Source organism: Actinomadura mexicana, from assembly GCF_900188105.1.
GTDB lineage: Bacteria > Actinomycetota > Actinomycetes > Streptosporangiales > Streptosporangiaceae > Spirillospora > Spirillospora mexicana.
In genome coordinates, this window is sequence record NZ_FZNP01000009.1 from 191,779 (window position 1) to 205,052 (window position 13,274).

Genomic DNA, 13,274 nt, shown 5'->3' on the forward strand with positions numbered 1-13,274 from the left:
GGTCTCGGATCGGTGAGCGCGGGCGTGGCCCGTGTGCCGGGACGCCTCGGGGCGTCCTGGCGCACGGGCCACGCGCATGCCGGCCCGGCGCTTCGATCAGGGGCGGGCCCCCGAGGTCACGCGCCGAAGAAGTGGACGACGTAGTAGACGACCGCCGCGACCGCCGCGGCGGCGGGCATCGTGAGCACCCACGCGACGAGGATGTTGCCGGCGACGCCCCAGCGGACCGCGGAGAGCCGCTTGGTGGCGCCCGACCCCATGATCGCCGAGGTGATCGTGTGGGTGGTGGAGATTGGAGCGTGCCAGATGAAGGCGGTCGCGTACAGGACGACGGACGCGGTCGCTTCGGCGGCGAAGCCCTTCGGCGGATCGACCTCGATCACCTTGCGGCCCAGCGTGCGCATGATGCGCCAGCCGCCCGCGTAGGTCCCGGCCGACAGCGCCCCCGCGCACGCGATGATGACCCACCAGGGAACGGAGCTGCCGTCCGAGTGCCCGGTCGTGACCAGCGCGAGGACGATGATGCCCATCGTCTTCTGGGCGTCCTGCAGCCCGTGGCCGAGCGCGAGGGACGCGGCGGACATGGTCTGCGCGATGCGGAAGCGGCGGCCGACGCGGCTCGGGTTGGACCGCCGGAAGATCCACAGGATCGCGACCATCACCAGGTAGGCCAGGCAGAACCCGACCACCGGCGACACCACCATCGGCACCGCGACCTTGTCGACGACACTGGTCCAGTTGACCTCCGACAGCGAGGCCAGCCCGGCCCCGACGACTCCGCCGATCAGCGCGTGCGAGGACGAGGACGGCAGCCCGAAGTACCAGGTGATCAGGTTCCAGGTGATCGCTCCCAGCACGCCGGCCGCGACGACGGTGAGGCCGTGCAGGCCGCTCGGCGGCGTGATCACCTCGCTGATCGTCTTTGCGACGCCGACGCCGAGCAGGGCCCCGATCATGTTCATCACGGCTGCCATGCCGAGCGCCACCCGCGGGGTGAGCGCACGGGTCGAGACCGCCGTGGCGATCGCGTTGGCCGCGTCGTGGAACCCGTTGGTGTAGTCGAACACCAGGGCCACCACGACGACGAGGATCAGCACCGCCGTCTGCGCGCCCGAGCGCAGCCCGAGCGCGCCCGCGATCATGACGACCAGCACGCCGGCCAGCAGGAGCAGCCAGGCGCGTCCGGAGACCCGGCGGGTCGCCTGCTCCCCCAGCGTCTCGGCGGTGGCCGGGGACTCTCGGGTGAGGGTGGCGCCGGGGTCCTCGGCAGCGCTCATGATTCCTTGACCGCGATGGTCTCGACCGTGTTCGCCACGTGCTCGAAGGCGTCGGCGGCGTCCTCCAGCCGGTCGATGACCTGCTTCATCTTCAGCACGGTCAGGGTGTCGTACTCGCCGCTGAACAGCTGGGCCAGCAGCTTGCGGTAGACCTGGTCGCCCTGGTTCTCCAGGCGGTTGATCTCGATCCAGTACTCGTTGAGCTCCTTCATCGACCGCAACCGGGGCATGGCCTCGGCGGTCAGTTCGGCGGCGCGCTCCAGGACCTCGACCATGTGGACGATGCCCTTCGGGAACTCGTCGATCTTGTAGAGCACGACGAGGTCCGCGGCCTCCTCCATCTCGTCCATGACGTCGTCGATCGTGGAGGCCAGCCGGTAGATGTCCTCGCGGTCGAAGGGCGTGATGAACGTTTCGTTCAACCGTCGCATGATCGCATGGGTGCATTCGTCGCCCGCATGTTCGCAGGCGCGCATCTTCTCCGCGATCGCCGCCCGGTCGGCGCCGTCGCTGATGAGTTCCACGAGCAACCTGGCGCCGGTGACCAGGTTGTTCGCCGAGTCGGCGAACATGTCGTAGAAGCTGTCCTCACGCGGCGTGAGACGCAAGCGCACGTCGTTCTCCTGATGTGCCGGAACAGTCCGCTGAGGATCGTAGGCGCAACCAGCCGTAAAAAGAACCTTTGCCCCGGCTTCGGCTGCTGTCCGCCATCCTCTCACCTACAAGGTTGCCCTAGATCAGGAGGTACATACCCCGCGAGAAGCCCCCTATCTGGAGGAACGTTCGCCGTTTCGGGCCGTTCCGGAGGGCTGAGCACCCCGAAAGCGGTGATCATGAGTGAGATTCGTTACAGTGCCGCGACATGGGCGGCGAGCTACGGCGGGGTGGAAAAGACGAACCGGGGACGCCCCGAAACGGCGTCCCCGGTTACGGTGCTCAATCTCGTGGCGTCAGCTCACGTCGACCGGCGTCGCCGGACCGTACTCCGAGTACCATGTCGATCTCGGCGACGGTCAGCGGCCGCTCCGCCGCCGCCACCGCGCCGAGCATCTCGGCATAGAGTTCGATCTCGTCCAGCGCAACGCGGTCGTGGACGCGCAGATCGAGGTTCTGGCGCACCGCGTCCACCTCCGTTCGTTCCCCACACCCGTCGTCGAGGCTACGCGTCTCGCCGCGGCGGGCACATGACCCAAGAGGGCCATTCGAGGGCCACCTCGACCCTGTCCGTCCGGGGGAGGCCCGCGTGCGCCGCCGGACGGCCGCACACACCGCTTTCATGAGCCGCGCCCCGGACTGGCTAGTCTTCCCAGGTGATGCCCGTCTGATGCGCGTGACCCATCTCCACGGGACGAACCGGCCGGTCACCGCTCCTACTGGAAACCCTGCTGCGTCCCCTGGTGGAAGCCTCCGAGCATCTGCTCCAGCGGCGATTCGGGCAGGTCGCGGACCGTCAGCCGGGCCACGGTCGCGGCGTTGACGTCGGCCCCCGCGAGCCGGGCCGCCTGCCGCGCCACCGTCTGGTCGAACAGCGTGCGGACCGTCCGGGCGTAGGCGAACTGGGGGTCGTCCCGCAGCCGCGAGAACCGGTTGAGCAGCTCGACGCGCAGCTCCTCGTCCAGCATGTAGAGGTCGCGTTCGGCATAGCGCTGGAAGAGCTGGACCATGTCGCGGTCGCCCATCCCGGTGAACTCCAGGGTCCGCCCGAACTCGCCGCGGAAGGCGGGGTTTCCAGCGAGGAAGCCCTCCATCTCCGCCGCCGGGCTGGAGCAGACCACCATGAACCGGGCCCTGCCGTGGCCCTCCGCGCCCCGCTTCATGTGGCGCAGCAGCTCCCCCACCACGGCGGGAGACCGGTCCAGCAGGTGCGCCTCCTGGATGAGGAGCACACCGCCGAGCGCCTGCTCGACCATGCTCGCGACCCGGTTCTCGGTGTCGACCCGGTCGCGTCCCGCCAGGTGGACGGGGCGGCAGGCGACCACGTGCCCGGAGTTCAGCAGCCCGAGCGCCGCGTAGATGCCGCCGACGAGGCCGGCGACGGTCGTCTTGCCGGTGCCGGGCGGCCCCGCGAAGACCAGGTGCCGCGCATCGCCGCCGGACATCCCGTACCGGGCCCGGTCGGCCGCGAGCCCCGCCTCCTCGGCCAGCTCCGCCACGGCGGCCTTGACGTCCTCCAGGCCGGTGAGCTGGTCGAGCCGGTGCAGGTAGCCGTCGATGTCGCCGGGCGCGCGCAGCGCCGGCTCGATCCCCTCGGCTACGCCCGCGAGATCGTCCGGGGTCAGCACGAGCCGGTCGTGGGACGCCCCGGCGCGCTCCATGTTCCGCTGGGCCGCCTGGTCCAGGTACGCCTCGACCAGCCGCGCGTTCACCAGGTCGCCCGGCCCGCGCAGCCGCTCCAGGTCGGCGCGGACCACCTCCAGGGCCGCCGCGCCGATCGTGACGCGCCGCTCCTCCGCCAGCAGGTGCAGCAGCGTCATCCGGTTGTCGAGGTCGCCGAAGTCGGGCAGCCGGTGGACGCGGAACGCCTGCACGAGCTTCGGGTGGTCCTGCAGCAGCCGCTTGTAGGCGCGCGGCTCGCAGGTCGCGATCACCGGCGTGGTGCTCGCCGGGTCGCGGCGGGCGCGGCGCACCGCGCCGACGAGCGCGGCGGGGTCGGACGCGCCGGCGACGGCCACGTCCAGCCGCTCGAAGAGGATCACCGGGCCCGGCTGCCCGAGCAGCCGCCCGAGCCGCTCCGGCGGCGCGTTGCGGACGTCCTCGGCGTCGTGCGCGCGGATCGACCCGTCGCCGAACCCCGCGTTGGCCAGCGTCAGCGCGATCATCCGGGCGAGCCGCCGCTGCCCCGAGTGCGGGGCGCCGACCAGCAGCACGCCGGGGACGCCGGACCTGATCGAACTGGGCGCGCCGTCCACGCGGGTGCGCTCGATGTCCTCGCCCGCCGGGGCGTTCCACTCCTCGGCCTGCGCCTTCAGGTCGCCGAGGAGCACGGCCGCGTCGTGCTCGCCGTACACGAAGCCGAACCCGAACCGCTCCAGGACGCGGCGGGTGCTGCGGTCGCTCGGCGGCGGGATCTCGTGGACGGGCTGGTCCGGCGACGGGGTGTCGTCGAGGAAGTCGAAGCCGCCGACCATCGTGCCGGACATGACCTTCGTCCCGGGGCCGCCTCCCGGGACGGGAGGCACGGGGTTGGGGGGCACGGGTTTGGGGGGCACGGGGTTGGGCGGGGCGTCTTCGAGGTCGCCCGGGCCGAGGATGCGCGTCCCCGGCGGCCGGCCCGGCTGATTCTGGTGGCCCTGCTGCGGGGGGCCCTGGTCTTCCACGCGCGTCGCGGACGGGTCGAACGCCTGAGGCTGCGGCTCAGGCACGGGAGGCGCGAGGTTCGCCAGGCCCGGCTGGACGTTCGGCTGCGCGCCCGGCTGCGGCGGCGGAGCGGAGCCCGCCGGCTGGTACCCCAGCACCGTGTACGGCGGCACGAAGTTGTCGTCCTGCTCCTCCTCCGGAGGGGAGAAGCCTCCGAGCTCCTGAGGGGGCGCGGGCGTATGGCCCGCCTGTACCGGCTCGGGCGCCGCAGGCTGGGCCGGGGGCGAGGGCGGGGCCGACTGCGGGCCCGGCACCGGCGCGGGCGGCGCCGGACTCTGCATGGGAGCGGGCGGCGCCGGACTCTGCATGGGTACCGGAGGCGCCGGACTCTGCATAGGCGACGGCGGCGCCGCACCGGGGCGCTGGAATCCCAGCTCGGTGTACGGCGGCGCGACGCCGCCCTCGTCCTTGTCCTCCTCGGCCGGCGAGTGGCCGCCCAGCATCGGGTCCGGGGACGCGAACCCCGGGGACCCCGAAGGCTGCGGGGAGGCGAACGCGGCCTGCTGGCCCTGGCCGGGCAGGGGGCCCTGGGCATGCCCGGCGGCCGGGCCGGGCGCGTTCTCCCAGCCTGGCTGCGCGGGCGGCTGGACGAACGGGCGGCCGGGTTCGGACGGTACGAAGTTGGCCCCGGACGCCTCCTGCGGCGACGCGCCAGGAGCGATGCCGGGCTGGCTCGGCATGTTGAACGGGGACGGCTGCGGCGGCGCCGGGTTGGGCGGCGGCGTGGTCGTCGGCGCGGCGGCCGTGGCGCGGGCCCGGTTGCGTCCGATGATCCCGGCGACGACCGCGGTCGGGACGGGGAAGCCGCGCGGACGGGCGGGCATGCCGCCGAGCCGGCACCACGCCAGGTCGACCTCGTACATGGCGGCGAGCAGCGACTCGGCGCCCGGACCCGATCCGGCGGCCGACCGCAGCGGCTCCGGGAGCCGCATGTCCTGCGGCCACAACCGGCGCAGCGGGTGCCCCTTCTGCTGCGACACCGCCTGCACGGTGTAGCGGATCTCCGGGTCCAGCCAGGGCACGATCGTGCCGACCATGTCCTTGCGGACGACGTCCAGATCGGAGGCGAGCAGGGCGGCGGCCACGAGCCGGGGCTCGATGTAGGCCGGCTCGGCGGGGTCGCCCGACAGGTCGGCCACCAGCTCGCTGAGCGTGTAGAAGGCGTGCCGGAAGTTGTCCCCCGGCGAGCTCTCGTTCCTCAGCGCGGGCACCAGGTTGGGCGGGCACCGCGTCAGCCACTGCTGGACGATCGCCTGGTCCCCGTAAGGCAGCGCCCCGTAGTCGACGGTCGGGTTGGACAGGGTGGCGCCGAGGATGGCGAGCAGCGCGTCCGCCCTCACCTGGAACCGGACGTCGTCGCGGAGCGCGCTGGCGACGGCCCACATCGTCCGCAGGACGACGACCGCGGCGTCCACCCGGCTGGCGCGCAGTCGCTCGGCGTAGAGCGCGACCAGCGACTCCAGGGCGGGCGGGGTGAGCCAGCGCGGGCCGTCCACGTCGGGGAGGGGCCTGGCGCGGTAGGGCTTCCACAGGTCGAGCATCTGGGCGTCCAGCCGCGAGTCGAACGCGGGCGCGGCGGAGCACCACAGCATCACGCCCCAGGCGACGGCGACGGTGGACGGCGTCTCGCTCGTGAACTCCCGCCACCAGTGCGGGTAGTCGGGCGCGGGCAGCGTGGCGGCGGACTCCACGGTCGAGCGGACCTGCGAGGTCAGTTCCGTCGCGAACCCGTGCGCGACGAAGGGCAGCCCGGACGGCGGGTCGTAGGAGAAGTCGGGCCCGGCCGGGATGACGTGCGGCGGCAGTGCCGGGACCTGCCCGGCCCCCTGCTGCGCGGGCCTCGCGGCCATCCGGACGGAGGGGATGCGCGGCGGCGGGCACAGGTACCACTGCCCGTCGGACGGGTGCAGCCGGTACCAGCGGGCCCACGCGCCGAACAGCCACCACGTCCCGTCCGGCAGGACGAGCATGCGGCCGGCGATGGCGTGATGGCGCTGCTGCGGAGGCGCCGACGGCCACCACGCGGCGGCCACCATCGCCCTCGTGTCGCGCTCTGCCTCCGTGAACGGATCGTGCCCCGCCGGGGGGCTGGGCGGCGGAGCGCTGCCATAGCCCGGTCCCCACACCACGATGGTCATCGTAGTCAGCAGAATCCGGCCGGGGCTCCCCTCCGCGACCACTTCCCCGCGTAACCGCAGGTCAGATGACTATCAGAGACAGGGAAACACCCGGGTCGGGCAAGGGACGGAGCACTTTGGCGCCGTCCCCGCCACGCGTTTCGGTCCGCGCCGCACCGTTTCCCGAACCCGCGCGGCTCAGCCCCACCGGCGGTTCAGTCCCACCCGCGGTTCAGCCCGACCGGCGGTTCAGTCCCACTGGGCGGTGCGGTGCCGTTCGGCCTTCTGGACGTAGACCTCGGGCGTGTACCGCAGGACGGCACGGTCGTCGTCGGTCAGCTCCCGGACGATCTTGCCGGGCGTGCCCGCGACGAGCACCCCGGACGGGATCTTCTTGCCGGGCGGGACGAGCGCGCCGGCCGCGATGAGCGTCCCGGAGCCGATGCGGGCGCCGTTCAGCACGATGGCGCCGATGCCGATGAGCGAGCCGGTCTCGACGTGGGCGCCGTGCACCATCGCCTTGTGGCCGAGGCTGACCCGGTCCTCCAGGACGGCCGGCATGCCCGGGTCGGAGTGCATGCAGCTCAGGTCCTGGATGTTGCACTCCTCGCCGACGACGATCTCCTCGTCGTCGCCGCGCAGCACCGAGCCGTACCAGACGCTGGACGCGCGGCCCAGCCTCACCCGTCCGACCACGACCGCGCCGGGCGCGACCCACGCCGTGGGATCGATCTCCGGCCGGTCCTCGCCCAACGCTCCCAGGTAGCTCATGGCGCCGATGGTAGCCGCCCCCCGGTGAAGCAATTTCTCCGTAGATTGGATAGTTTGTCGCGCATGTCCGTGTGACGAAACGGCAGCGAGAAGTGCGTTCCGGTTGCGCGAATGGGGTGGACCGGACAAGAGTCGTCCTGACGTTTCCCACCGTGGGCCGCTCACCGGCGGGTGAGGATCGCATCTCAACCGACCCTGACGGGGCGCCGACCCCCGCCAACGACCCCCAAGGCATCATGAGCAACGAAGCCGAAATCCTGCCGAACCTCCTCCAAGAAGAGTCCTTCGAGATCGTCATGCGCGGCTACAACCGCCGCCAGGTCGACGACTACATCGCCCGCGCCCAGCAGAAGCACCGTGAACTCGAGGCGCGGCTCGCCCGCGCGCAGGACGAGGTCGAGCGGATCCGCCGCGAGATGGCCGAGGTCCGGGAGGCCCGCAAGCCGACCGGCGACGACCTGAGCGACCGGCTCCGGCAGATCATCAACCTCGCCGAGGACGAGGCCCAGGAGAAGCTGGCCGAGGCCGAGGCCAAGGGCGGCGAGATCCGCAAGGACGCCGAGCACGAGTCCAAGCGGGTCATCGACGAGGCCCGCGCCCACGCCGACCGGAACCTCGCCCAGGCGCAGGAGAAGGCCGAGCACGTGCTCGCCTCCGCCAAGAAGGAGTCCGAGAGCGTCCTGTCGTCCGCCAAGCAGGAGGCCGAGCAGACGGTGACCAGCGCCCGGCTGGAGGCCGAGCGCACCCTCACCGCGTCCGAGCGCCGGGCCAGTGTGATCAACGAGGGTGCGACCCAGCGGCTCACCGCGCTCACGAAGAACCACACCCAGGCCCTCCAGCGCCTCACCGAGATCAGCGACACGCTGCACCGGCTGCTGACCGCCGAGAACGAGGCCGGTCCGCTGGAGAAGATGGTCGAGGACGCCGTCCGGCAGAGCCCGGGGCCGCGTCCCCAGGGCAAGCAGGCACCGCAGGCGCAGCCCGCGCAGGCGAGCCCCGCGCAGCCCGCGCCCGCGACGGGACCCAAGCCGGTGCAGGCCGCCGCCAAGCCCGCCCCGGCCAAGCCCGCCGCCCCCGCGGCTCCGGCGAAGGCAGGCCCCGCCCAGGCGAGCCCCGCACAGCCGATCCCCGCGCAGCCGAGCCCGGCACAGTCGGCCCCGCCGCAGGCGAGCCCGCCGCAGACCGCGCCGCCGGTCAAGAAGCCCGAGCCCTCCCCGGCCGCCGACGCCCCCGCGCCGCAGGCCCCGCCGCAGGCTCCGCCGCAGGCTCCGTCGCAGGCCAAGCCCGCCCGCCCGGACGAGGACTCCGGCGGCCCCGCGACCACCCCCATCCCGCCGCAGCAGCGCGGCCCGATCGAGTTGTAGAGCGAGCACGCCGCCGCCGGGCGGTGCGCCGGGCCCTGAGCAGGCCGGGCGCACCGCCCGGCGCGTTTTCCAGGATCTGCCGTTATATAGGATCTTGATCGTGAGCAAACGGACCCATCCGCGCGGAACCGCCCGCCCGGTCAGGCTTCTCGGGGACCCGGTCCTGCGGACCGAGTGCGACCCGGTCCGGACGTTCGACGCGTCCCTGGAGCGCCTCGTCGACGACATGTTCGTCACCATGTACGAGGAGGACGGCGCCGGTCTCGCCGGCAACCAGATCGGCGTCGGCCTGCGGGTGTTCGTCTACGACTGCGAGGACGACCGGGGGCGCCGCCACGTCGGCCACGTCGTCAACCCGACGCTGGTGGCCGCCGACGGCGAGCAGGTCGTCGAGTCGGAGGGCTGCCTGTCGATCCCCGGCCTGCGCTTCGACACGCTCCGCTACCAGCACGCCGCCGTCGAGGGCGTGGACGTGAAGGGCAGGCCCGTCCGCGTCGAGGGCACCGGGTACTTCGCCCGCTGCCTCCAGCACGAATGCGGGCACCTGGCGGGCGAGGTCTACATCGACGTTCTGTCCGGGGACGCCCGCCGCGAGGCGATGCGCGCCATCCGCGCCCTCCGCGAGTAGGCGCGGGAGGAAGGCGGGCACTGCGCCGTCCCGTGCGGCCCTCCTGTCGGGGCGGGCTCTCGACCTGTCCTCTGCCCGCATTCAGGGGACGTTCAGGTTGGGATGGAAACCTCTGGAATGATGTGGAGGGGGACTGTGCCAGTGGTCGAACGTAAGGCGAACGGCGGCAGGGTGGCGGAGGCGACGCTGCTCGTCGTCGAGGACGAGCCCAACATCCTGGAGCTCCTCGCCGGCAGCCTGCGCTTCACCGGCTTCGAAGTGATCACCGCCACCAACGGCGCGGACGCGGTGCAGTCGGCGCGGCGGCACCGTCCCGACCTGATCGTGCTGGACGTGATGCTGCCCGACATCGACGGGTTCGACGTCGCGCGGCGGCTGCGGTCCGGCGGCGACCACACCCCCGTGCTGTTCCTGACCGCGCGGGACGCCGTCCAGGACCGGATCAAGGGGCTGACGATCGGCGGCGACGACTACGTCACCAAGCCGTTCAGCCTGGAGGAGGTCATCGCCCGCATCCGGGCGGTGCTGCGGCGGTTCCGCGGCGGCATGACCGAGCCGTCGCCGCGGATGGTCTTCGCCGACATCGAGCTGGACGAGGACAGCCACGAGGTGTGGCGCGGCGGCAGGTCCGTCCAGCTGTCGCCGACCGAGTTCAAGCTGCTGCGCTACTTCATGGCGAACGCGGGCCGGGTCGTGTCCAAGGCGCAGATCCTCGACCACGTGTGGAACTACGACTTCCGCGGCGACGCGGGCATCGTCGAGTCGTACGTGTCCGCGCTGCGCCGCAAGGTCGACAACACCGAGCCCCGGCTGATCCACACGCTGCGCGGCGTCGGCTACGTGCTGCGCGAGCCGTCGAGAACGGGCTGATGGCCACGCGGGCCCCGGCGTCCGCCGCCCCTCCCGCGGCGCGGGGCGCCGGCGGCGCGGCGCCCGCCGGAGGGCTCGCGCGGCTGTGGGCCCGCACGTCGCTGCGCGTCAAGCTGATCGCCGGGATGCTCGTCCTGGTCACGCTCGGCATGACGGTGATGAGCGCGGCGGGCGCGTCGGTGCTGCGGCAGTACCTCGTCGGACGCGCCGACGACCAGCTGCGCGGTTCGGTCGGGCGGGCGATCGACCAGGTCGTCCCGCAGCTGCAGAGCGGGCAGACGCGGATCACCGTGCGGATCCCGAGCGAGATGTACGGGCAGATCCGCACCACCGACGGCCGCTCGCTCGGGCAGAACGAGGCGTGGAGCGAGTCCGGCCATCCGCGGTTGCCGGCCGACCTGAACGAGCACGTCGACCGGCCGTTCACGGTGACCGGGACCGGGGGGTCGACCTGGCGGATCCTGGCCGAGCCGATCCCCGGCGGCGCGGTGATCGTGCTCGCGTTCAGCCTGGAGGAGATCGACCGGACCGTGCAGCGGCTGGTGGTGATCGACGCGATCGTCGGGCTGGCCGTGCTGGCCGTGCTGGCGGTGGTCGGCGTGGGCGTCGTCCGGGCCAGTCTGCGGCCGCTGTCGGCGGTGGAGGAGACGGCGGGCGCGATCGCGGCGGGCGACCTGTCCCGGCGCGTCCCGGAGGCGGACCCGGGGACGGAGATGGGCCGGCTCGGGCGGTCGCTGAACACGATGCTGGGGCAGATCGAGGCGGCGTTCGGGGCGCGTGCGGAGTCGGAGGCGGCGGCACGGCGCTCGGAAGAGACGGCACGGCGCTCGGAGGAGACGGCCCTGCGCTCGGAGGAGCGCATGCGTCGGTTCGTCGCGGACGCCAGCCACGAGCTGCGCACCCCGCTGACCGCGATCCGCGGATTCGCCGAGTTCTACCGGCAGGGCGCCGCCCGCTCCCCCGGGGAACTGGACCGGCTGATCGGCCGGATCGAGGAGACCGCGTCCCGGATGGGCCTGCTCGTGGAGGACCTGCTGCTGCTCGCCCGGCTGGACCGCCAGCGCCCGATCGAGCGGCGCCCGGTGGACCTGCTCGCCGTCGCCGCCGACTCTGTCCAGGAGGCGAGAGTCCTGGCACCCGATCGCACGATCGACCTCACCGTCGAGGGAGGGCTGGCGTACCAGGTGCGGGGGGACGAACCGCGGCTGCGGCAGGTCCTCGGCAACCTGCTCACCAACGCGATCACGCACACCCCGGCGGGCACGCCGGTCGAGGTGCGGTTGTCGCCGGGCACGCTGCGCGACGAGCCGGCGGCGGTCGTCGCGGTCGCCGACCAGGGGCCCGGCCTGGCTCCCGAGCAGGTGGACCGGGTCTTCGAGCGCTTCTACCGCTCCGACGAGGGCCGCTCCCGCGACGACGGCGGCGCCGGTCTCGGCCTCGCCATCGTCGCCGCGCTCGTCGCCGCCCACGAGGGCGTCGTCCGGGCCGACTCCACGCCCGGCGAGGGCGCGACGTTCTCGGTCGTCCTGCCTCTGGCCGAAGACTAGAGACGGCTTTCAGGAAACGTTCAGGATCGTGGGTTCCAATGGGTCCACAGGGCGCGCCCCGGTCTCGACGGGGAGCGGGAGGCCGCGCCCTGGCCAGCCTAGGAAGGACCGGCGCGGCGGCCGAAGGGACGATCCTTCGGCCGCTTTTTCATGACATCTAGGCGTTCAGCACACTTTCAGGTTGACTCCAGGCGGCCTGCAGACCCGGGACGCACTCTTCATGGTGAGAGAGCGACAGGGGGATCCGATGAACGCCGACCGGCCACAGCAGCCGCCCTGGGAGCCCAGCAGACACGGGGAACCCAGCAGACACGGGGAGCCCAGCGCGCAGGGCTTCGTCCCTTACCCGCAGTGGACGGGCGCCGTCCCGCCGCCGCCACCACCGCAGCAGCCGGCGCCGCCCCGTCCCGGCATGTTCGGCACGGGCGTGCTGGGCACGACGCGGCACAGGCTCGCCGCGGTGGGCGCCGCCATGGCACTGGCCCTGGGGGCGGGCGGCGCCGGAGCGGGCGTGGTGCTGGCGCTGACGCACGAGAGCACCGTCTACGCGAGCCCGACGGCCGTCTCGGGGGCCGGGTCCAAGAGCACGACCGCGCAGGTCGCCGCCGCCGTCCAGCCGAGCGTGGTGTCGATCCAGGCGCAGACCGCATCCGGCGTGGAGGGCGGCTCGGGCGTGGTCCTGCGCTCCGACGGGGTGATCCTCACCAACGCGCACGTGGTGTCCGGGGCCGAGCAGGTCGCGGTGAAGTTCAGCGACGGCAGGACCGCGTCGGCGCAGGTCCTCGGCACCGACAAGGCGGAGGACATCGCCGTGGTCAGGGCGCGGGGGGTGTCCGGCCTCAGGCCCGCGACGCTCGGCGCCGGTGGCCGCGTCTCGGTCGGCGACGAGGTCCTGGCCGTGGGCAGCCCGCTCGGGCTGGACGGCTCGGTGACGTCCGGCATCGTCAGCGCCCTCGGACGCGAGATCCAGGAGGGCGGCGACGAGCAGCAGCTCCCGCCGGGGCTCCAGGGCCGGCTGTCGCAGCAGCAGCAGACCGTGATCAAGAACGCGATCCAGACCGACGCCGCCATCAACCCCGGCAACTCCGGCGGCGCGCTGGTCAACGTCGCGGGCCAGGTCATCGGCGTCAACACCGCCATCGCCACGTCCGGGAGCAGCGAGGGGAACATCGGAGTCGGCTTCGCCATCCCCATCGACTCCGCCAAGAAGGCCGCCGACGCGATCATCGCCGGCGCATCGGTCTGACCCGGGACGTCGTCCGGCCAGTGCTCTGGGGGGAGCGGACGGCGGACGGCGACCCGGGCCGGTAGGTCCTTCCGGCCGGGCCGGGCGGGAGGACCGA

General features: G+C 72.9%; 10 protein-coding genes. 5 read left to right on the forward strand and 5 right to left on the reverse strand.

Annotated features, from left to right (window positions below; genetic code table 11):
- Positions 1-116 precede the first annotated feature (116 nt).
- The 5 genes from CHC11_RS23900 to CHC11_RS23920 all read right to left on the reverse strand — a co-directional run bounded on the left by CHC11_RS23900 (position 117) and on the right by CHC11_RS23920 (position 7,522).
- Positions 117-1,277 (reverse strand): inorganic phosphate transporter, encoded by a 1,161-nt coding sequence (locus tag CHC11_RS23900; protein ID WP_089314032.1) that lies wholly within the window; start codon positions 1,275-1,277, stop codon positions 117-119.
- The gene (locus CHC11_RS23905) at positions 1,274-1,891 is read right to left on the reverse strand and encodes a DUF47 domain-containing protein (RefSeq protein WP_089314033.1); all 618 of its coding nucleotides are present in this window, start codon (positions 1,889-1,891) and stop codon (positions 1,274-1,276) included. The genes CHC11_RS23900 and CHC11_RS23905 overlap by 4 nt, the downstream gene beginning before the upstream one ends.
- 322 nt (positions 1,892-2,213) lie before the next feature.
- A complete protein-coding gene (locus tag CHC11_RS23910; RefSeq protein ID WP_089314034.1) occupies positions 2,214-2,405 on the reverse strand; it encodes a hypothetical protein in 192 nt (63 codons plus the stop codon).
- Positions 2,406-2,647: 242 nt separating this feature from the next.
- Positions 2,648-6,772 (reverse strand): AAA family ATPase, encoded by a 4,125-nt coding sequence (locus CHC11_RS43535; protein ID WP_143227220.1) that lies wholly within the window; start codon positions 6,770-6,772, stop codon positions 2,648-2,650.
- A gap of 228 nt (positions 6,773-7,000) precedes the next feature.
- The gene (locus CHC11_RS23920) at positions 7,001-7,522 is read right to left on the reverse strand and encodes a gamma carbonic anhydrase family protein (protein ID WP_089314036.1); all 522 of its coding nucleotides are present in this window, start codon (positions 7,520-7,522) and stop codon (positions 7,001-7,003) included.
- Between the two features lie 236 nt (positions 7,523-7,758).
- Here CHC11_RS23920 and CHC11_RS23925 point away from each other — a divergent pair, with 236 nt between their 5' ends.
- The 5 genes from CHC11_RS23925 to CHC11_RS23945 all read left to right on the forward strand — a co-directional run bounded on the left by CHC11_RS23925 (position 7,759) and on the right by CHC11_RS23945 (position 13,177).
- On the forward strand, positions 7,759-8,886 hold the full coding sequence (locus CHC11_RS23925) for a DivIVA domain-containing protein (RefSeq protein ID WP_089314037.1): 1,128 nt from the start codon (positions 7,759-7,761) through the stop codon (positions 8,884-8,886).
- Between the two features lie 100 nt (positions 8,887-8,986).
- On the forward strand, positions 8,987-9,514 hold the full coding sequence (gene def / locus CHC11_RS23930) for a peptide deformylase (RefSeq protein WP_245919660.1): 528 nt from the start codon (positions 8,987-8,989) through the stop codon (positions 9,512-9,514).
- 141 nt (positions 9,515-9,655) lie between these two features.
- Positions 9,656-10,384, forward strand: coding sequence for a response regulator transcription factor (locus CHC11_RS23935; RefSeq protein ID WP_245919662.1), 729 nt, complete (start codon positions 9,656-9,658; stop codon positions 10,382-10,384).
- Entirely contained in the window at positions 10,384-11,931 is a 1,548-nt protein-coding gene (locus CHC11_RS23940; protein WP_089314039.1) for a sensor histidine kinase, read from the forward strand. Before CHC11_RS23935 ends, CHC11_RS23940 begins: the two co-directional genes overlap by 1 nt.
- 247 nt (positions 11,932-12,178) lie before the next feature.
- The gene (locus CHC11_RS23945) at positions 12,179-13,177 is read left to right on the forward strand and encodes a S1C family serine protease (protein ID WP_245919664.1); all 999 of its coding nucleotides are present in this window, start codon (positions 12,179-12,181) and stop codon (positions 13,175-13,177) included.
- Positions 13,178-13,274: the final 97 nt, after the last annotated feature.